The 20,314-nt window shown below is 70.0% G+C and carries 16 protein-coding genes; 4 read left to right on the top strand and 12 right to left on the bottom strand.

Translation table 11 applies throughout. The features are described from left to right. Positions 1–8 precede the first annotated feature (8 nt). From ndk to ileS, 4 genes are read right to left on the bottom strand one after another with little or no spacing between them, the layout of a single operon-like run. Positions 9–425 carry a nucleoside-diphosphate kinase gene (gene ndk, locus ACFQ7C_RS08050; protein ID WP_378898984.1) on the bottom strand — a complete coding sequence of 139 codons (417 nt, stop codon included), beginning with the start codon at positions 423–425 and terminating at the stop codon, positions 9–11. Between the two features lie 20 nt (positions 426–445). Further along, positions 446–856 (bottom strand): DUF4233 domain-containing protein, encoded by a 411-nt coding sequence (locus ACFQ7C_RS08045; RefSeq protein WP_378898983.1) that lies wholly within the window; start codon positions 854–856, stop codon positions 446–448. Then, positions 844–2,202, bottom strand: coding sequence for a bifunctional folylpolyglutamate synthase/dihydrofolate synthase (locus tag ACFQ7C_RS08040; protein ID WP_378898982.1), 1,359 nt, complete (start codon positions 2,200–2,202; stop codon positions 844–846). Before ACFQ7C_RS08040 ends, ACFQ7C_RS08045 begins: the two co-directional genes overlap by 13 nt. Then, positions 2,199–5,582 (bottom strand): isoleucine--tRNA ligase, encoded by a 3,384-nt coding sequence (gene ileS / locus ACFQ7C_RS08035; protein ID WP_378898981.1) that lies wholly within the window; start codon positions 5,580–5,582, stop codon positions 2,199–2,201. Before ileS ends, ACFQ7C_RS08040 begins: the two co-directional genes overlap by 4 nt. A 325-nt stretch (positions 5,583–5,907) precedes the next feature. On the opposite strand from ileS, the gene ACFQ7C_RS08030 reads away from it, so the two are divergent. From ACFQ7C_RS08030 to ACFQ7C_RS08020, 3 genes are all read left to right on the top strand, one after another. Beyond that, positions 5,908–7,269: an MFS transporter gene (locus ACFQ7C_RS08030; RefSeq protein ID WP_378898980.1), complete on the top strand. Its 1,362-nt coding sequence runs from the start codon at positions 5,908–5,910 to the stop codon at positions 7,267–7,269. 147 nt (positions 7,270–7,416) lie between these two features. Next, positions 7,417–10,017, top strand: coding sequence for a valine--tRNA ligase (gene valS, locus ACFQ7C_RS08025; protein WP_378898979.1), 2,601 nt, complete (start codon positions 7,417–7,419; stop codon positions 10,015–10,017). A gap of 1 nt (position 10,018) precedes the next feature. Then, positions 10,019–10,267 (top strand): hypothetical protein, encoded by a 249-nt coding sequence (locus ACFQ7C_RS08020; protein ID WP_378898978.1) that lies wholly within the window; start codon positions 10,019–10,021, stop codon positions 10,265–10,267. A gap of 11 nt (positions 10,268–10,278) precedes the next feature. Here ACFQ7C_RS08020 and ACFQ7C_RS08015 read toward each other — a convergent pair whose 3' ends face one another. The 3 genes from ACFQ7C_RS08015 to ACFQ7C_RS08005 are packed head-to-tail and all read right to left on the bottom strand — an operon-like array spanning position 10,279 to position 12,493. Then, a complete protein-coding gene (locus tag ACFQ7C_RS08015) occupies positions 10,279–11,631 on the bottom strand; it encodes an MFS transporter (RefSeq protein WP_378898977.1) in 1,353 nt (450 codons plus the stop codon). Then, on the bottom strand, positions 11,628–11,858 hold the full coding sequence (locus tag ACFQ7C_RS08010; protein WP_378898976.1) for a hypothetical protein: 231 nt from the start codon (positions 11,856–11,858) through the stop codon (positions 11,628–11,630). Before ACFQ7C_RS08010 ends, ACFQ7C_RS08015 begins: the two co-directional genes overlap by 4 nt. Continuing rightward, complete coding sequence (locus tag ACFQ7C_RS08005; RefSeq protein WP_378898975.1) at positions 11,855–12,493, bottom strand: ArsR/SmtB family transcription factor; 639 nt, start codon at positions 12,491–12,493, stop codon at positions 11,855–11,857. The genes ACFQ7C_RS08010 and ACFQ7C_RS08005 overlap by 4 nt, the downstream gene beginning before the upstream one ends. 106 nt (positions 12,494–12,599) lie before the next feature. Between ACFQ7C_RS08005 and ACFQ7C_RS08000 the strand changes: the two genes are divergently transcribed. Then, entirely contained in the window at positions 12,600–14,651 is a 2,052-nt protein-coding gene (locus ACFQ7C_RS08000) for a M3 family metallopeptidase (protein WP_378898974.1), read from the top strand. Between the two features lie 3 nt (positions 14,652–14,654). Here ACFQ7C_RS08000 and ACFQ7C_RS07995 read toward each other — a convergent pair whose 3' ends face one another. The 5 genes from ACFQ7C_RS07995 to clpX form a co-directional block, all read right to left on the bottom strand. Beyond that, on the bottom strand, positions 14,655–15,719 hold the full coding sequence (locus tag ACFQ7C_RS07995) for an alpha/beta fold hydrolase (RefSeq protein ID WP_378898973.1): 1,065 nt from the start codon (positions 15,717–15,719) through the stop codon (positions 14,655–14,657). A gap of 90 nt (positions 15,720–15,809) precedes the next feature. Then, positions 15,810–16,634, bottom strand: coding sequence for a hypothetical protein (locus ACFQ7C_RS07990; RefSeq protein ID WP_378898972.1), 825 nt, complete (start codon positions 16,632–16,634; stop codon positions 15,810–15,812). 108 nt (positions 16,635–16,742) lie between these two features. Next, a complete protein-coding gene (locus ACFQ7C_RS07985) occupies positions 16,743–17,861 on the bottom strand; it encodes an epoxide hydrolase family protein (protein WP_378898971.1) in 1,119 nt (372 codons plus the stop codon). 10 nt (positions 17,862–17,871) lie between these two features. Next, on the bottom strand, positions 17,872–18,858 hold the full coding sequence (locus ACFQ7C_RS07980) for a serine hydrolase domain-containing protein (RefSeq protein ID WP_378898970.1): 987 nt from the start codon (positions 18,856–18,858) through the stop codon (positions 17,872–17,874). A 32-nt stretch (positions 18,859–18,890) separates the two neighbouring features. Next, positions 18,891–20,159 carry an ATP-dependent Clp protease ATP-binding subunit ClpX gene (gene clpX, locus ACFQ7C_RS07975; RefSeq protein WP_374974493.1) on the bottom strand — a complete coding sequence of 423 codons (1,269 nt, stop codon included), beginning with the start codon at positions 20,157–20,159 and terminating at the stop codon, positions 18,891–18,893. Positions 20,160–20,314: the final 155 nt, after the last annotated feature.

Genomic DNA, 20,314 nt, shown 5'->3' with positions numbered 1-20,314 from the left:
AGGACGGATCAGGCGAACCAGATCTCGAGCTCGCGGGCGGCGGACTCGGGGCTGTCGGATCCGTGGACGAGGTTCTGCTGCACCTTCAGTCCCCAGTCGCGGCCGTAGTCGCCGCGGATCGTGCCCGGAGCCGCCGTCGTGGGGTCGGTGGTCCCCGCGAGCGAGCGGAAGCCCTCGATCACGCGGTTGCCCGCCAGGCGGATCGCGACCGACGGCCCCGACATCATGAACTCGAGCAGGGGCTCGTAGAACGGCTTGCCCTCGTGCTCGGCGTAGTGGCGTTCGAGGGTCTCACGGTCGGGCTCGACGAGGCGGATGTCGACGAGGGCGTACCCCTTCGCCTCGATGCGAGCGAGGATCGCGCCGGTGAGGCCGCGCGCGACTCCGTCGGGCTTGACGAGGACGAGGGTCTCTTCGATGGGCATGCGGGGCCTTTCGTTGCAGATCAGGCGTGGGGAGGGGGATCCGCTGCGAGGCGCGCGTTGCGCCGGTCCAGAGCGGCCCCCTTGATCGTCGCATACCCGTACATGCCGCCGAAAATGACCGCGACGACGGCCAGCGCGGGCACGAGGAACGCGCCGAGCAGGACGATCGCCTGCAGCACCCAGCCGAGCACGATCCCCCAGCGGTACCGCACGAGGCGCGTCGTCACGATCATCAGCGCCGCGACAGCGGCGCCGGCCACGATGCCCCACCACGGCTCGATCGAGGCGGGCAGCGCCTTGAGGCCGTAGACGACGAGGCCGCCGAGGAAGACGACGATCGATTCGAAGCCGAGCACGATGGTGGCCAGCGACTCCGCCGCCCCGCGCGGGCGACGGGGCTTCGGCTGCTTCGCGTCGGTCACTCGTTCCACCCGGCCTTCCAGTCCTCGTCCGCCGCGAGCGCGAGGGCCTCGCCCGCGAGCACGACCGATCCCGCGATCACGACCGCGCGCCGATCGGATGCTGCGGCCCACGCGCGGGCCGCCTCCGCGGCGTCGGCGAGGTCGCGGTGCACGGAGACCCGCAGATCGTGCGCCTCCGCGAGATCGGCGATGGCGTCCGCGTCCTCCGCGCGCTCGGAGTCGGGAGCGGTCGCGAACACGTGCGCGGCGACGGGTGCGAGCTCGGAGACGATGCCGGCGGCATCCTTGTCGGAGAGCACGCCGAGCACGACGCCCCACTCGTCGAAGTCGAACGACTCGCGCAGCGCGGTCACCAGCGCGCGGGCGCCGTGCGGATTGTGGGCCGCGTCGACGAGCACGGTCGGGGCGGCGCCGACGAGCTGGAGGCGTCCGGGCGAGGTGACTCCTCCGAGGCCCTCCGCGAGCACGTCTCCGGCGATCGGCTGCGACGCGCCGCCGACGAGCGACTCGACCGCCGCGATCGCGAGCGCGGCGTTGAAGCCCTGGTGCGCGCCGTACAGCGGCAAGTACTCGTCCTCGTAGGTGCCGGCGAGGCCGCGCACGCTGATCTGCTGTCCGCCGACGGCGAGTCGCTGCTGCGCAAGCGCGAACTCGGCGCCCTCGAAGGCGATCGAGGCGCCGTGCGCGGTGGCGGCTTCGCGGAGCACCGCCTCGGCGGCGGCATCCTGTCGAGCCGACACGACCGCCGCGCCGTCCTTGATGATGCCCGCCTTCACACTCGCGATCTCGGCGATCGTGTCGCCGAGACGATCCGCGTGGTCGAGGTCGATGGGCGCGAACACCGCCACGTCGCCGTCGGCGGTGTTCGTGGAGTCCCACGAACCGCCCATCCCGACCTCCAGCACCAGCACATCGATCGGCGCGTCCGCGAAGGCGACGAACGCCAGCACCGTCAGCAGTTCGAAGAACGTGAGCGGCGCATCGCCGTTCGCGGCGAGCTCCGCGTCGACGAGGTCGACGAACGGTGCGATCTCATCCCACGCGTCCGCGACCGCGGCATCGTCGATCGGCTCGCCGTCGACCATGATGCGCTCGGTGAACCGCTCGAGATGGGGGCTGGTGAACAGACCGGTGCGCAGGCCGTGCGCCCGCACCAGGCTCTCGATCATGCGGCTGGTCGACGTCTTGCCGTTCGTGCCGGTGACATGCACGACGCGGTAGGTCTTCTGCGGGTCGTCGAGCAGTTCGAGCACGCGACGGGTGCGCTCGACCCGCGGCTGCACCCACCGCTCCCCCTGGCGCTGCAGGAGGGCCTCGTAGACGGCGTCTGCGCGCCGTCGGTCGCGATCGCTCATGCCGCAGCCTCCGTCCGGCCCACCGAGACCGTGAAGGCGCCGCGGTTGGCATAGGTCCCCGCGTCGACGACAGCCTCGTACTCGACTTCCGTCGCGGAATCACCGGATGCTGCGAGCTCGGCCGTGCGCGTGCGCACCGTGTGCGCGAGGGCGAGCGTCTCACCCGCCACGTCGGCGACGTCGAAGGCGGCCGCGACGGCCTCGCCGTCGGCCTCGTCGTCGAACACGAGGCCGAGCCGGATGCGGTCGCTGACGTCGAAGCCGGCGGCCTTGCGGGTGTCCTGGACGGCGCGGATGACGTCGCGGGCCAATCCCTCGGCCTCGAGCTCGGGCGTGGTCGTGGTGTCGAGCAGCACGAAGCCGTCGCCGGCGAGCAGCGCGATCGCCGTGCCGTCGGCGACCCCGCCGGCCTCGAGCGTGAGGTCGTACTCCCCGGGCTCCAGGGCGATGCCGTCGACGACCACGACGCCGTCGCGCTCCTCCCACACGCCGGCCTTCGCTCCCGAGATGACGTGCTGCACCTGCTTGCCCAGTCGCGGACCAGCGGCTCGCGCGTTCACCGTGAGCCGCTTGCTGATGCCGTAGCGCTCCGACACGTCGTCGCCCAGCTCGATGAGCTCGACCGACTTCACGTTGAGCTCATCGCGCAGGATGCCGTCGAACTGCGCGAGGGACGCAGCATCCGGGACCGCCACCGTGAGGGTGGGGAGCGGAAGCCGCACGCGACGGCCCTCCTTCTTGCGCAGTGCGTTGGCGACGCTGGATGTCTCCCGGACCGCGTCCATCGCGGCGCGGATGTCGTCGGCGGCGGGGAACGCGTCGGCGTCGGGCCAATCCTGCAGGTGCACGCTGCGCCCTCCGGTCAGGCCCTGCCAGATCTTCTCCGAGACCAGGGGAATGAGCGGCGCGGCGACGCGCGTGAGAGTCTCGAGCACCGTGTACAGCGTGTCGAACGCTTCGCGGCTCTTCGGATCGTCGGAGACGCCCACCCAGAACCGGTCGCGCGAGCGGCGGATGTACCAGTTGGTGAGCGCCTCGGCGAAGTCGCGGAGCTTCGCTGCGGCGAGCGTCGAGTCGAGCACCTCGAGATCGTCGGCCACGTCGCGCACCAGGTCGCCGGTGAGCGCCAGGATGTAACGGTCCAGCACGTCCGTCGAGTCGGTGCGCCACGACGCCTGGTAGCCCTCGCCGCCGGCGCCGCCTGCGGCGTTGGCGTACGTCGCGAAGAAGTACCACGCGTTCCACAGGGGCAGCAGGAACTCGCGGACGCCCGCGCGGATGCCCTCCTCGGTGACGATGAGGTTGCCGCCGCGCAGCACGGAGCTCGACATGAGGAACCAGCGCATCGCGTCGGAGCCGTCGCGGTCGAACACCTCGCTGACGTCGGGGTAGTTGCGCAGCGACTTCGACATCTTGAGCCCGTCGCTGCCGAGCACGATGCCGTGGCACGACACGCCGGTGAAGGCGGGCCGGTCGAACAGCGCCGTCGAGAGCACGTGCATGACGTAGAACCAGCCGCGCGTCTGGCCGATGTATTCCACGATGAAGTCCGCGGGCGAGTGCTCGTCGAACCACTGCTGGTTCTCGAACGGATAGTGGACCTGCGCGTACGGCATCGAGCCCGAGTCGAACCACACGTCGAAGACGTCCTCGATCCGGCGCATGGTGCTCCTGCCGGTCGGGTCGTCCGGGTTCGGGCGCGTCAGGTCGTCGATGTACGGGCGGTGCAGGTCGACGTCGCCATCGGCGTTGCGGGGCAGGCGTCCGAAATCGCGCTCGAGCTCTTCGAGCGAGCCGTAGACGTCGACGCGCGGGTGCTCCGGGTCGTCGCTCTTCCACACCGGGATCGGCGAGCCCCAGTAGCGGTTGCGGCTGATCGACCAGTCGCGCGCCCCCTCGAGCCACTTGCCGAACTGGCCGTGCTTGACGTTCTCGGGCACCCACGTGATCTGCTCGTTGCCCGCGAGCATGCGGTCCTTGATGTCGGTGACGCGCACGAACCAGCTCGACACCGCGCGGTAGATGAGGGGGTTGCGGCAGCGCCAGCAGTGCGGGTACGAGTGCTCGTAGCTCGCCTCGCGCAGGAGGCGTCCCTCCTGGCGCAGCAGGCGGATGAGGGGACGATTGGCGTCCATCCACAGCTCGCCCGCGACGTCCGTCACCTGCGGGAGGAAGCGTCCGCCGTCGTCGAGGCTCATGATGAGCGGGATGCCGGCGGCCTCCGTCACGCGCTGGTCGTCCTCACCGAACGCCGGGGCCTGGTGGACGATGCCGGTGCCGTCGCCCGTGGTGACGTAGTCGTCCACGAGGATCCGCCAGGCGCCCTGCGTGCCCCAGATCGCCGCATCCGCGTAGTAGTCGAAGAGGCGATCGTAGGTGACGTTCTCGAGATCGGCGCCGAGCACGGACTGCTCGACGGCCTCGCGCGCGGCGTCGGCGGAGTCGTAGCCGAGGTCCTTCGCGTAGCCGGAGAGCAGCTCCTCGGCGAGGAGGTAGCGGTGCGCCGTGGCGCCCTCGGGATCATCGCCGGCCGGGACGTCGGCCGCACCGTTCGGGCCACCGGGCACGACGACGTAGCGGATGCCCGGGCCCACCGCCAGGGCGAAGTTCGTGGGCAGCGTCCACGGGGTCGTCGTCCATGCGAGCGCGCGCACGCCGGTGAGCCCGAGCGCCTCGGCCTTCACGCCCGTGAGTGGGAAGGTGATCGTGACCGAGGGGTCCTGACGCATCTTGTAGACGTCGTCGTCCATGCGCAGCTCGTGCGCCGACAGCGGCGTCTCGTCGCGCCAGCAGTACGGCAGCACGCGATGGCCCTCGTACGCGAGACCCTTGTCGTAGATCGTCTTGAACGCCCACAGCACGGACTCCATGTAGGTGAGGTCCAGCGTCTTGTAGCCGCGCTCGAAGTCGACCCAGCGCGCCTGCCGGGTGACGTAGTCCTCCCACTCGCGGGTGTACGCCAGCACCGAATCGCGGGACTTCGCGTTGAACGTCGCGATGCCCATCGCCTCGATCTCGCTCTTCTCGGTGATCCCGAGCTGCTTCATCGCCTCGAGCTCGGCAGGAAGGCCGTGCGTGTCCCAGCCGAAGACGCGGTCGACCTTCTTGCCGCGCATCGTCTGGAAGCGCGGGAAGACGTCCTTCGCGTAGCCCGTGAGGAGGTGGCCGTAGTGGGGAAGGCCGTTGGCGAACGGCGGGCCGTCGTAGAAGACCCACTCCTCCGCACCGTCGCGCTGGTCGATCGACGCGCGGAACGTGCGGTCGGCCCCCCAGAACGCGAGCGTCTGCTGCTCGATCTCGGGGAAGCGCGGGCTCGGAACGACGGGGGCCGGCGCGGTGTCGGCCGCGGGCCCGAAGGCGGAGGGGCGGGGGTAGGTCATCTTCTCTCGCAGGTGCTCGTTCGTGTGCTTCCTGCGGGGACGACACTGCCGGGCTCCCTGACCTGGCGTACCGCGGTACCACCCTGCATTGACGCTCGGGCCCTTCGACAGGCTCAGGGACCGAGGCGCCCTCTCTCACTGCGGCTGTGACGGGCCTGACCCGCTCGGTTCTAATGGGGAGGCCGCGTGCGTGGCTTCCTGTTCTTCCGAGAGCTCCCCGGTGATGGCCGGATCCGCGCTGGTCCGACGATTCTACCGTGGCTGTGCAAGAGGGAATGCGACGGGCGTCCCAGGGGTTTCTGGACTCGTGCCAAGATCAACTCCCGTGACCGCAGCAGCACCCCGTCCCGCTCTCGCCCGCCAGACCGCCCCGACCCGTCGCGTCGCGTGGGCGTCGATGGTGGGCACCTCGCTCGAGTCCTTCGACTTCTACCTCTTCGCGTACTTCTCGGCGTTCTTCGTCGGCCCGCTGTTCTTCGATCCCCTGGGGCAGTTCGGCGCGACCAGCGCCGCGTTCCTCACGATCGCGCTCGCCTTCGTCGTCCGCCCGATCGGTGCCGTGATCTTCGGCTACATGGGCGACCGGCTCGGCCGCCGGGCGACCCTGCTGTGGACGGTGGCACTCATGGGCGTCGCGACCGGGCTCATCGGCCTGCTGCCGACCTATGCGCAGGCGGGGTGGCTCGGCGCGGTCCTGCTGATCGTGCTCCGCATCGTCCAGGGCCTGTCGCTCGGCGGCGAGTGGGGCGGCTCGATCCTCATCGCGACCGAGAACTCCGGCCCCGCCAAGCGCGCGTTCTACGCCGCAGTCCCCCAGCTCGGCTCCCCGGTCGGCTCGATCCTCTCCGCGACCGTGTTCATCGTGCTGACCGCGGTACTGCCTGCCGAGCAGATCGCCGCGTGGGGGTGGCGCATCCCGTTCCTCCTCGCGATCCCGCTCCTGCTCGTCTCGCTGTATCTGCGGTGGTCCATCACCGAGACGCCGGTGTTCGAGAGCGTCGTCGCCGAGGGGCGTCGCGACCGGGTGCCGTTCCTCACGATGTTCGCGAAGCGCCCGGGCGCGATGGCGATCGCGATCGGAGCCGCCCTCCTGGGCATCGGGTCGTACTCGCTCATGAACACCTACACCGTCAACTACGGCGTCGAGCAGCTCGGGTTCAGCGTCCAGGATCTCCTCGTCGCGACGACCGTCGGCGGGCTCCTGCAGCTCGTCACCATCCCGCTGTTCGGTGCGTGGGCGAGCCGGGTCGGCTCCGCGAACGTCGTCGTGTGGGGAGCGCTCGGCACCCTCCTCATCACGTTCCCGATGTACTTCCTGCTCCAGTTCGCGACCTTCCCGATCCTCGTCGCGACGATGCTCGTCGGCGGAATACTTCCGACGATGGCGTGGGCGGCGCTGGGCGGTCTCATGAATGACCTCTTCCCCGACGCCTTCCGGTATTCGGCCCTGTCCTTCGCCTACGCACTCGCTGCGACCATCAGCGGCTTCGTGCCGTACCTCACCCTCACGCTCGGCGAGGCGACCGGCTACGCCTGGTGGCACCCCGGCGTGATCCTGGCGCTCATGTCCGTCATCACGCTGTTCTCGGCGTGGGTCGCGTCACGGCGGCATGCGGAGCCGGAGCTGGCCACCGACCCGGGGGCCGGCGCCGAGCCCGAGTTCGCCATCCAGTCCGCGAACGTCTGAGTCCACAGAGAGTGCAGAGCGAGCGGATGCCGGGGGCCCCGGCATCCGCTCGCTTTCCGAGGTGCGTGCGCACCCGGGTAGAATCGAGCGACATCCCACACTCAGGCACGCTCACACAGTGCCGCACATATCGCTCGAGGAGACGCCATGACCGACGCCCGCCCCGCAGAGGGTCAGATTCCGGACAAGCCCGCGCTGGAGGGCCTCGAGGAGAAGTGGGATGCGGCGTGGTCCGGGCAGGGAACGTACCTGTTCGACCGCGCCCGTGCCGTCGAGGTCGGCCGCGAGGGCGTCTACTCGGTGGACACTCCCCCGCCGACCGCCTCCGGGAGTCTGCACATCGGGCACGTCTTCTCGTTCACGCACACCGACCTCAAGGTGCGCTACGAGCGCATGCGCGGCAAGACGGTGTTCTACCCCATGGGCTGGGACGACAACGGCCTTCCGACCGAGCGCCGCGTGCAGAACTACTACGGCGTGCGCTGCGACCCGTCGCTGCCGTACGACGCCGACTTCACGCCGCCGTTCGAGGGCGGCGACAACAAGTCGAGCCGTGCCGCCGACCAGGTGCCCGTCAGCCGCCGCAACTTCATCGAGCTGTGCGAGAAGCTCACGGTCGAGGATGAGAAGCACTTCGAGTCCCTCTTCCGCCAGCTGGGTCTGAGCGTCGACTGGACGCAGACCTACCGCACCATCTCGGACGACACGATCCGCACCAGTCAGCGCGCCTTCCTGCGGAACCTGGAGCGCGGCGAGGCGTACCAGGACCTCGCCCCCACCATGTGGGACATCGACTTCCGCACCGCGATCGCGCAGGCTGAGCTCGAGGAGCGCGACCAGCCCGCGGCGTACCATCGCGTGGCGTTCCACCGCACCGACGGCGCCGGCGACGTCCACATCGAGACGACGCGCCCCGAGCTGCTGCCGGCCTGCGTCGCCCTCGTGGCGCACCCCGACGACGATCGCTACCAGCCGCTCTTCGGCACCACGGTGCGCACGCCCCTGTTCGAGGTCGAGGTCCCGATCCTCGCGCATCCCCTCGCGCAGCCCGACAAGGGCTCGGGCATCGCGATGATCTGCACCTTCGGCGACGTCACCGACATCATCTGGTGGCGCGAGCTCGACCTCCCCAACCGCACCGTCCTGGGCCTCGACGGACGCGTCATCCCCGAGGCGCCCGAGGCGATCGCGAGCGATGCCGGCAAGGCGGCCTACGCCGAGCTGGCGGGCAAGACGGTGTTCAGCGCCAAGAAGCGCGTCGTCGAGCTGCTGCAGGACTCCGGCGAGCTGATCGGCGACCCGAAGCCGTTCACGCACGTCGTGAAGTTCTACGAGAAGGGCGATCGCCCGATGGAGATCGTCTCGACGCGCCAGTGGTACATCCGCAACGGCGCCCGCGACGAGGCGCTCCGCGACAAGCTCATCTCGCTCGGCAAGGAGATGTCGTGGCACCCCGATTTCATGCGCGTGCGGTTCGAGAACTGGACCAACGGCCTGACCGGTGACTGGCTGATCTCGCGCCAGCGCTTCTTCGGCGTGCCCATCCCGGTCTGGTACGCGCTCGACGAGAACGGCGAGCGGGATTACGACCGCGTGCTCACGCCCGACCACGCCTCGCTGCCGATCGACCCGTCGACCGACGTGCCGCCCGGCTACACCGCCGACCAGCGCGGCGTGCCCGGCGGATTCGACGGTGAGAACGACATCTTCGACACGTGGGCGACCTCGTCTCTCACGCCGCAGCTGGCCGGCGGGTGGGAGCGCGACCCGGAGCTGTGGAGCCTCGTCGCTCCGTTCGATCTCCGCCCGCAGGGTCAGGACATCATCCGCACGTGGCTCTTCTCGACGCTGCTGCGCAGCGCCCTCGAGGACGACCGCGCACCGTGGACGGATGCTGCGATCTCGGGCTTCATCGTCGACCCCGACCGCAAGAAGATGTCGAAGTCGAAGGGCAACGTCGTCACGCCCGCCGACATCCTCTCGCAGCACGGCTCCGACGCGGTGCGGTACTGGGCGGCGTCGAGCCGCCTCGGCACCGACGCCGCGTTCGACCCGCAGAATCCGACGCAGGTGAAGATCGGCCGCCGCCTCGCCATCAAGGTGCTCAACGCGGCGAAGTTCGTGCTGTCGTTCCCCGTGCCCGAGGGCGCCGAGGTGACCCACGCGCTCGACGCGTCGATGCTCGCCACCCTCCACGGCGTGGTGCGCGACGCCACGAAGGCCCTCGACAACTATGACCACGCCCGGGCGCTGGAGGTCACGGAGTCGTTCTTCTGGACGTTCTGCGACGACTACCTCGAGCTCGTCAAGGAGCGCGCCTACAACCAGACCGACGCGGGTCAGGCCTCCGCCGCACTCGCGCTGCGCCTGGCGATGTCGGCGCTGCTGCGGCTTCTGGCTCCCGTGCTCGCGTTCGCGACCGAGGAGGCGTGGTCGTGGTTCAACGACGGCTCGGTGCACACGGCCGGCTGGCCGGTGGCGCCCGACGAGGAGTGGGGCGACCCCGCCGTGCTCGTCGCCGTGAGTGAGGCGCTGATCGGCATCCGCCGTGCCAAGACCGAGGCCAAGGCCTCCCAGAAGACGCCGGTCGCCTCGCTCACCGTCCGCGCCGACGACCGCACGATCGCCAACCTGCGGCTCGCGGAGGGCGACCTTCGCGCCGTCGGCCGGATCGAGAAGCTCGAGCTGCTCGACGGGTCGAACGAGCTCGTCATCGACAGCGTCGAACTCGCTCCCCAGGAGGCGTGACATGCAACTCGGAACCCGCTGGACCTCGGGCGACGTACCGCCGAAGGCCGTGCCGGAGGCGCTGGTACGCGGCATCCGCTCCGTCGACGACACCATTCCCGGCGACCAGCTCGGTCAGCCTCGTCCGCGGTGGACTCTCACCTGGCTCGAGGGCAAGCCGATCGCCGAGCTCGACACCGGGGTCATCGTGTCGCTGGATGCCGAGGGCGAACCCGTCGTCCGGCATGACCCGGACGACGGGTTCGCGTAAGCCTCGGACGCTCACTCCTCCGGCGCGTCGTGCGTGGACGCCGAGAGGAGCAGTCGCACGGCGAACAGGGTCGCGACAAGCGTCACGCCTGCGGCGATGAGGAACGGCAGCCGCAGGTCGACGCGGGCGACCCAGCCGCCGAGGAGCGTCGCGAACGGGAAGATGCCCCACGTGAAGGTGCGGCTGATGCCGAGCACTCGGCCGAAGATGTGCCCCGGCACGATCAGCTGCCGCAGCGCGCCCCACGGCACGTTCCAGACCGAGACCGCTGCGGCCATCAAGCCGTACGCGATCGTGCCGGTGATGGCCTCGGGCGCCGCCCAGACGGCGGCGAGGCTGACCGCGGCGACGACGTTGGCACCGAGCATGACCGCGCCCCGGCCGAACCTCGCGACGAGCGGCGACGCGACGAGCGAGCCGGCGAGCCCGCCGAGCCCGATCCCGGCGGTGACCACGCCGATCGCGGCGGCCGGGACATGCTGGACGTCGAGGAAGTACAGGTAGACGGGCGCCTGAGCGAACGCGAAGGCGGAGCCGACGATCGAGGTGAAGATCACCATCGAGCGCAGGAACCGGTGGTTCCAGAGGTACACGAAGGCGTCGCGGGCCGAGACGTTCGGACGGACAGGGGCCGCAGCATCCGCCTGCGCCGCCTCCTCGGCGGCTGCCAGCGGATCGCCGGCGGCGACCGCGGCTTCCGCGCGTACGGCCGCCACCGGAGCATCGTGCAACGGGCGCGCTGCCGACAGCGGAAGCATCACCGCCAGCACGATGGGGATCAGGTAGCCCGCGGCACCCACCCAGAGCGGCAGTGCGAGCGAGATCGCGAACAGCACGCCGCCGATCGGCGACGAGATGAAGCTGTCGATGGTGATCTGCGCGGCCTGCAGCCAGCCGTTCGCGCGGTCGAGCGCAGGGCGCTTCACGATGCTCGGCACGATCGCGTTCGTCGCGTTGTCGAAGAGCGTCTCGCCGAGCCCGAACACCAGAACGCCGGCGAACAGCCACCAGATGTCGAGCGCCCCGGTGACGGTGAGCACGGCGAGCCCGACGGCGGCGAGTCCGCGGATGCCGTTCGCGACCGCCATGATCCACCGGCGGTCGAACCTGTCGACGATCATGCCCGCCGGCAGCCCGAAGACGAGCCACGGCAGGAACGCCAGTGCCCCGATCGCCGCGATCGCGAGCGGATCGCGGGTGAGTGTGGTGGCGATGAGCGGCACCGCCACCCTCCCCAGGCCGTCGGCGAGGTTGCTGAAGGCGGCCGCGGTCCACAGTTTGCCGAAATCGCGGCCGAGCGGGACCCTGCGTGCCCGCTCGGCCGGCGATCCGGTCCGCTCAGCCGTGTCGACGCTCTCGCTCATCGCGGGAGCATTCCCATCGCGGCGCGCGCCTCGGCTTCGCGCCGGGCACCGCTCGCGGCGGCCTGTGCGGCCAGTGCGCGACGCTCCCGAGCGTCGTCACGCTTCTCGACGCGTGCGACCACGTACGCGTCGAGAGCGGATGCCGCGCGCAGCAGCGCGCGGTCGAATCGGGTGGCGGATGCCCGGAACCCACGTGCTGCGAGTTCGTCTGCCGTGATGGCGGTCATGACTGTCCTCCTAGTTGCGGGAGCGGGAACAGGTCGGCCCGGATGGTGACGGGCCGGACGTTCTCGCCGGTCTGATTGCGGTAGTTGTCGACGGTCTCGTCGATGAGCGCCATGATCTTCAGCGCCAGATCCTTGCTCTGCTCCGGCGTGAGGCGCGCGGTGGCGGTCGAGATGAGCGTCCCCTCCTGCCACTTCTCGTCCTCGCCGCCGATCCCCCGGTTGAGGAAGTCGAGCAGCTGGTCGTTGCGGTTGCGCAGGAACTCGTTCATGACCACCTGTGTGGCCGCGCGGCCAGCCGGCGTCGTCATGGCGTCGGGGTTGGCGAACGAGACGCCGCCGACCGGACGCTCCCACCACCGCTCGCGGCCTGTGCCGCGGTCGGTGGCCTCACGGATCAGGTCGTGCTTGGCGAGCGCCCGGAGGTGATAGCTGGTCGACCCGCTCGACTCCCCCAGCCGCTCGGCGAGCGAGCTCGCCGTCTGCGGACCGTACTGGCTGAGGATGTCGTAGATCTTCACGCGCAGCGGGTGTGCGAGGGCCCGGAGTGCGCCCGAATCGAGGACGCGATCCTCGTTGTGGCGCTGCTCCGTGCGGGCGGCGGCATCGGCCTGCTCGTTCGCCTCGTTCTCTGACATGTCCCCAGAGTAGCGATGCAAACACTTCTTTGCAAGTATTTCTTTGCAATGTCTTGTTTGCAAACAGATCTCGGCATGGCGCGATCCCGTGACTAGGCTGGACGCCATGTCGAACGACAACCCGCTCCTGTCCCCCAGCACGCTGCCGTACGGGCTTCCCGACTATGCCGCGATCCGCCCCGAGCACTACCTGCCGGCGTTCGAGCAGGCCTTCGCCGCCCACACCGCCGAGGTGTCGGCGATCACGCGGGTCCGGTCGATGCCCACCTTCGAGAACACCCTGGTGCCGCTGGAGGAGAGCGGACGACTCCTGGGCGACGTGGCCCGCACGTTCTACACGGTGTCTTCCGCCGACGCGACGCCCGAGATCCAGGCGATCGAGGAGGAGCTCGCCCCCCTCATGTCGGCGCACCAGGACTCGATCCAGCTGGACTCCGCGCTGTTCTGGCGCATCAAGACGATCCACGACCAGCTGGACGAGCTCGATGTGACGCCCGAGCAGCGCTACCTCGTGGAGCGACACCACACCGAGATGGCCCACGCGGGCGCGGGACTCGACGACGAGGCGAAGAAGCGGCTCACCGAGCTCAATCAACGGCTGTCGACCCTCACGACACAGTTCGAGAAGAGCCTCCTCGCCGACACCAACGATCTGGCGATCGTCTTCGATGACGCGTCCGAGCTCGACGGGCTGTCCGAGGGCGAGCTCTCCGCGGCGGCGCAGGCCGCCGCGGATCGCGGGCTCGACGGCAAGTGGGTGGTCACGCTGACCCTCTTCACCGGCCACCCCTACCTCTCGAGTCTCACCGACCGGGATTCCCGCGCGCGCCTGCTCGCAGCATCCCGTTCCCGCGGCGCGCGGGGCAACGACAACGACAATCGCGCCACGCTGATCGAGATCGTGCGACTGCGCGCCGAACGAGCCGCTCTGCTCGGCTACGACTCGCACGCGGCATACATCACGTCGGACCAGACCGCCGGCTCGCCTGCGGCCGTCCACGACCTGCTGCGCCGGCTCGCCGCGCCGGCAGCGCGCAACGCGCGCCGGGAACAGGAGAAGCTGCAGGCGATCATCGACGCCGCCCCCGGTCCGTTCGCGCTCGAGGCGCACGACTGGGCCTTCTACACGGAGAGGGTGCGCGCCGCCGAGTACGACCTCGACCGCGCCGCGCTGCGGCCCTGGTTCGAGGCGGAGCGCGTGCTCCAGGACGGCGTGTTCCGGGCGGCGACCGACCTCTACGGCATCACGTTCGCCGAGCGCTCCGACCTCGGCGGCTACCACCCCGACACGCGCGTCTTCGAGATCCACAACGCCGACGGCTCGACGCTCGGGCTGTACATCCTCGATCTCTACACGCGCGACACGAAGCGCGGCGGGGCCTGGATGAACTCGATCGTGCTGCAGTCGCGCCTGCGCGGCACGCAGCCCATCGTGGTCAACAACCTCAACGTGCCGAAGCCGGCCGAGGGGCGACCGACGCTGCTCAGCCTCGACGAGGTGACCACGCTGTTCCACGAGTTCGGCCACGCGCTGCACGGCCTGTTCGCGACCGTCACCTACCCGCACTTCGCCGGGACCAACGTCTACCGCGACTTCGTCGAGTTCCCGAGCCAGGTCAACGAGATGTGGATCTACTGGCCCGAGATCCTGGCCTCGTACGCCCGCCACATCGACACCGATGAGCCGCTGCCCGCCGAGATCGTGGAGAAGCTGCACGCGTCCGAGGCGTTCAACCAGGGCTTCGCGACCAGCGAGTACCTCGCCGCCGCCTGGCTCGACCAGGCGTGGCACTCCCTGTCGGTCGAGGAGGCCGCGGCCGAGATCGATGTCGCGGATTTCGAGGCGGCCGCCCTCGCCGACATCGGCCTCGACAACCCCGTCGTGCCGACGCGCTACTCGTCGACGTACTTCGCCCACGTGTTCTCGGGCGGGTACAGCGCGGGCTACTACTCGTACATCTGGAGCGAGGTGCTCGACGCCGACACCGTGGAGTGGTTCCGCGAGAACGGCGGACTGCGGCGCGAGAACGGCGACCGCTTCCGCGGGCGCCTCCTGGGCGTCGGGGGCTCGAAGGACCCGCTCGAGGCCTACCGCGATTTCCGCGGGCGGGATGCCGAGATCCAGCCGCTCCTCGAGCGGCGCGGTCTCGCCGGATAGGCGCTAGGCGCCGGCGGCGTGGGCGACCGCCCATGCCGCCGCAGCCGCGCGCGTCGGCACTCCGAGCTTCGTCCGGGCGTTGGCGACGTGCCGATGCACGGTGTGGACGCTCAGGAAGAGTTCCGCCGCGATCTGCGCATCCGTCTTGCCCTGGGCGATGAGCACGAGCACCTCTCGCTCCCTGGCCGAGATCGGCGACGCCGCGCGGTCCGGCCCCGTCTCCGGCTCTCGCGCGTCGGGCGCGAGTCCAACGGGGAGCGGGTCGATGACGCCGTCGAACGCGAGCGCCCGGCGCAGGAAGCCGGCGGCGTCGCCGTGCCACGGGTGATGAGCGGAGCCGTCGAGCACTTCCAGCCGCGCACCGGGGATCGCGGCCGCGGCGGCGGCACCGAGCGCCAGAGGTACGGCCCGATCTCCCCTCCGGTGCAGCACGAGGGTGGGCGCGCGCACGCGGGAGGCTGCCGCGCGAGCATCGAAGGAGTACACCGCGCGAAGCCCCGCAGCCGCGGCGTCAGCCGTGGCCGTCGAACGCTGGTGGCGGGCGTACGCGCGCCGCTGCTCGGCCGTGGCGTCGGGGTAGAAGATGTCGGCCATCACTCGGTAGCCGACTCCCCAGCTGCGGCGTACCAGCTCGACCAGGGTCGCACGGTCGGCAGGCGAGGCGATCGAGGAGCCGTCGAGGTACGCGCCGGACAGGACGAGACGCCGCACGCGATCCGGATGCCGCGCCGCGAACTCGACCGCGACCGCGCACCCGGACGAGCCTGCGAACAGCGTCGCGTCCGGTGCGTCGGCCGCGTCGAGCACAGCCTTGATCGCCGCGACGTGGGGCTCGAGGCTCTCGGGAGTCTCGGGGCGGGACCGTGAGAGCCCGCTTCCGGGCGGGTCCGTCCGGATGACGCGACGATGACGCGCCATCTCCTCCACGAACGCGCGGACGGGCGCGTACTCCCAGTCGCGCTCGAGATGGCTCATCCACCATCCCGCGATGAGCAGCGGCGCGCCGGAGCCGATCTCCGACCACGCGACGTCGTCGGAGCCCGACCAGACGTAACGGACGGTGGGCACGACATCAGTATGGGCCAGGGTCCCGCCCGGCAGGGGCGGGCCGTGGCCGATACCGATGTGCGGCGCTGCGGACTCGCCCACCGTGGAGCGCTATCCCAGCCGGGCGATCAGGGCAGTCGCCCGTGGATGCCTCAGGGCGATCCAGGTCGCATCCGCGCGCGCGACCACACCACCGCGCTCGTCGACCATCGCGACGGACGTCTCGTAGCGCCGACCGTGCTGCGCGCGGGTCCAGCTGTGGATCACGAGATGCTCGCCGACCCGCGGACGGCGTTCCACGCGGCCCGTGATGGTCCCCAGCAGGCACAGGATGCGCAGATCCAGCGCGTGCGCGGGGTAGCTCGGGCAGTCGAGCGCACCCCACACCGCGGGATAGTCGGCGACTCCCGCATGCGCGACGCGCGTGTCGACGCTCCAGGGCGCGGCGAGACGCGTGCCACCGGCCAGCGGTCCCGGCGTGACGTGCATGCCGTCCACCCGCTGCGTTCCGCACACGACGCAATCGGCCAGAGCGTGTCGCACGCCGGCGAGCGGGTAGCGGGATCTCGCCGCGAGTGCTTCGTCATAGGTCGGCGCCGCAGGCACGGCCGCGTCCACGAGGCGACCCGGGCGCGCCCGTGCGAGAAGTCGTCGCCGGTCGAAGACCAGTCCGCCACCGGTCCCGTCTGCGACGACCGGCAGCTCACGGCCGAGGGGAATCGGTCGGTGCAGGACCACGGTGGTCGTCTCCGCGTCGATGTGCGGGGCGATGGAGCCGGCGGCGAAGCCGCCGTTGGCGGAGCGGCGTGGACCGTTCAGCCGACGATCGATGGCGACGGTGCCGATCCGTTCGCCCGAGGTGGGGACGCTCGGCGCTGAGCGAGTGGGCGCCGAGGTGGGTTCGAGGTCGAGGGTGGAAGGGGCGAGTGCTGACATGCTCCGAGTAAAGGCGCAGCGGCACGGACCGCGCGTCGCCCGATCAGGCTATTCGTGCATGGCCCGAAAGGGCCACTCCGAGCGGGTCCGGTGTGTGGTCGGAGACCGTCAGATCAGCTGGAGCTCCTGCGCGAACGCGCGCACCCGCTCGGCCATCGCGGCGGGCACCTCGGCGATCGCGAAGTGCCCGCCCGCGTCGAGCCTCTCGAACGTGCGCAGGTCGCGGTAGAAGCCGCGGGCGAGTGTTTCCGGGTAATCGCCTTCATGCCTCTGGATGTGGACGGATGCCGGGACCACGACGGGAGGCATCGCGTCGGGCTGGTCCGCGCCTTCGTAGTACGGACGGAACGAGGTGCCGATCGACTGGGTGGTCCAGTAGATCATCGCCTCGGTGAGGATGCGCTCGCGCGAGATCCGGCCTTCGACAGCACGCGGGTCACCCTGCGGCGTGTCACTCCACTCGACGAGCTTCTCGGCCAGCCAGGCGAGCACTCCCGCCGGCGAGTCGTTGAGCGCGACGGCGAGCGTGTCGGGCCGCGTCGCCTGTATGTGCCCGTAGGCGCCGTTCGCACCGCCCCACCGCTCGAGACGGGCGAAGAAGGCGACCTCGTCCGGCGCGGTCAGCGTCGCGCGCTCGGGCATCGAGGGGAAGTGCGAATGGGTGACCAGCACGCCGGTGACCGCACCAGGGTATTTTCCGGCGATCAGGTCGTTGACGTTCGCGGAGACATCTTCGCCGTACGTCAGGTAGGTGTCGTACCCCAGCACTTCGGTCATGAGGGCGTGCATCGTCGCGGCCAGCCGCGTCTCCGTCATGGGCCCGTCGGCGTAGACCGGCGAGTACGCGAAGCCGGGGAAGCTCGGCACCACCACATGGAAGTCGGGAAGCAGATCGGCGAAGTCGAGCTGCAGGGCGAAGGTGTGCGGCCAGCCGTGCATCACGAGAAGCGCCGGTGCGTCGGCGCGCGCCGAGCGAAGATGCGCGAAATGGATCGTGGCGTCGCCGATGTCGGCGAGGAACTGTGGATGGGCGTTGAGCCATTCCTCCCGCCCACGCCAGTCCCATGCCCGCCACGACTCGACGAGTTCGGCGAGATACTCCGCGCTCATGCCCGACGTCGGTCGTCGCGGTGAGTCCGGGAGAGGTCGGAACCGATCGAGGCGCTCCCGCAGATCGGCGAGGTCGGCCTCGGACACGTGGATCGAGAAGGGACGGACAGGAGGCATGGGGCTGAAGCTACTCGGCCCCTCCGACACCGCCGCCCTTGATGGCGTGCATCAGCTCGCGGACGCGTGCGAACGTCGGCACCTCGATGTTCGCGAGCCCCGTGACGGTGGTCGAGCTCGAGGGGTGATGCCGGCTCGCCGCGACCACGCCGTGGTCGCCGCCCGCGATGATGAGGTCGTCGTCATCGAGCCAGACCCCTCGGCCGTAGCCGAGCCCGTCGCCGGCGTCGGCGGTGACCCGCTCGGTGAGGAGCGCGACGAGCGAGGGATCGACGATGCGCCCGGTCAGGAGTGCGAGCCAGAAACGGTGGAGATCGCCGGCCGTGGAGTGCGCTCCCCCGTCCCCCGACCCGATGACCGGCAGTTCGAACACGTTGGTGCGACCGTCGTCCTTGTAGCCGGTCGCCGTGCCGGGCGGGAGCAGATCGGATCGCGGGAAGCCCGACGCCGCCATTCCGGCCGGCGCGAACACGCGCTCGCGCACGAGATCCGCGAACGGTGTGCCCGACACGCGCTCTGCGATGATCGCGAGCACCACGTAGCCGCCGTTGCAGTAGGAGAAGCGTTGTCCTGCGGGGAACTTCGTCGGGTATCCGTCGAGCATCGGCAGGTACGCGGACGTCGAGTCGAGCTGCTGCACGGGCACGCTCAGGGGCGCCAGCGCGTCGACTTCTTCGTCGAGATAGTCGCCGATGCCCGATGTGTGGGTCAGCAGGTGATCGATGGTGACGTCGTCGGCGATGAGCGGCAGATCCTCCCCGAGGACCTCGCGCGCGCGGGTCCCCCGCTGGAGCAGGCCGTCGCCGACGAGGGACAGCGTGGTGAGGGCCGTGAAGGTCTTCGTACCGCTGGCCAACCCGAAGCGCGTCTCCGGCGTGTTCGATGCGCCTGCGGTGCGGTCGGCGAGTCCCACGGCCCACTCGCCGAGCACCGCATCACCGCGGCGCACGCTGATGACGCCGCAGAAGCCATCGAGGTCCGGAGCGACGTCGCCCATGCCCTGCCCCTTCCGCGGCGGTGGAGACCGGCTCAGGCGCTCTTGCGCTTCTCCCGCAGCACCAGCGTCGGGGGCGCACCCTCGTCGACGGCCGCACGGGTCACGATGACCTTGTCGACGTCGTCCGTCGAGGGGATCTCGAACATGATGGGACCGAGCACGTCCTCGAGGATCGCGCGGAGTCCTCGTGCCCCGGTCTTACGTGCCACGGCCAGGTCGGCGATCGCCTCGAGCGCCTCGCGGTCGAACTCGAGGGCGACGCCGTCGAGCTCGAACATGCGGTGATACTGCTTCACGAGCGCGTTCTTCGGCTCGGTGAGGATCTCCATGAGGGCCTCGCGGTCCAGCGGCGACACCGAGGCGACGACCGGCAGGCGACCGATGAACTCGGGGATCAGACCGAACTTGTGGAGGTCCTCCGGCTGCACGTCGCCGAACAGGTTGAGATCCTCGTCCTTGCGGTGAAGCGAGGCGCCGAAGCCGACGCCGTGCTTGCCGACGCGCGAGGAGATGATGTCTTCCAGCCCGGCGAAGGCGCCGGCCACGATGAACAGGACGTTCGTCGTGTCGATCTGGATGAACTCCTGGTGCGGATGCTTGCGACCGCCCTGCGGCGGCACCGACGCGACCGTGCCCTCGAGGATCTTCAGCAGCGCCTGCTGGACGCCCTCCCCCGAGACGTCGCGGGTGATCGACGGGTTCTCCGCCTTGCGCGCGATCTTGTCGACCTCGTCGATGTAGATGATGCCGGTCTCTGCGCGCTTCGTGTCGAAGTCGGCGGCCTGCAGCAGCTTGAGGAGGATGTTCTCGACGTCTTCGCCGACGTAGCCGGCCTCGGTGAGGGCGGTGGCGTCGGCGACGGCGAACGGCACGTTGAGGCGCTTCGCGAGAGTCTGCGCGAGGTAGGTCTTGCCGCAGCCCGTCGGGCCGAGGAGCAGGATGTTGCTCTTGGCGATCTCGATCTCGTCGGCGCGCTGTTCGGCCGACTGGATCGTGCCGTGGGCGCGCACGCGCTTGTAATGGTTGTAGACGGCGACCGAGAGGGCGCGCTTGGCGTCGGTCTGTCCGACGACGTACTCCTCGAGGAACGCGAAGATCTCGCGGGGCTTCGGAAGATCGAAGTCCGCGACGACGCCGGACGACGACTCGGCCATGCGCTCTTCGATGATCTCGTTGCACAGCTCGACGCACTCGTCGCAGATGTAGACGCCCGGTCCGGCGATCAGCTGCTGGACCTGCTTCTGGCTCTTGCCGCAGAAGGAGCACTTGAACAAGTCGGCGCTCTCACCGATGCGTGCCATGCCGCTCCTCCTCGTGTGTCGGGGCGGAAGCCCCCCAGCTGTTCTCCGAGCCTAATAGCTGAGGCCGACATGCGGCGGCATTGCGACGCACGTTGTGGATGACCCGAGGTTCGCGGACAGAGAACCGGCGCCGGACGCGGAAGCGCCCCGCCGCC

The sequence above is a fragment of the Microbacterium sp. NPDC056569 genome (assembly GCF_042793475.1).
Classification (GTDB): Bacteria; Actinomycetota; Actinomycetes; order Actinomycetales; family Microbacteriaceae; genus Microbacterium.
The sequence above is the reverse complement of the archived record's forward strand: the minus strand, read 5'-3'. Positions and strand labels throughout refer to the sequence as shown.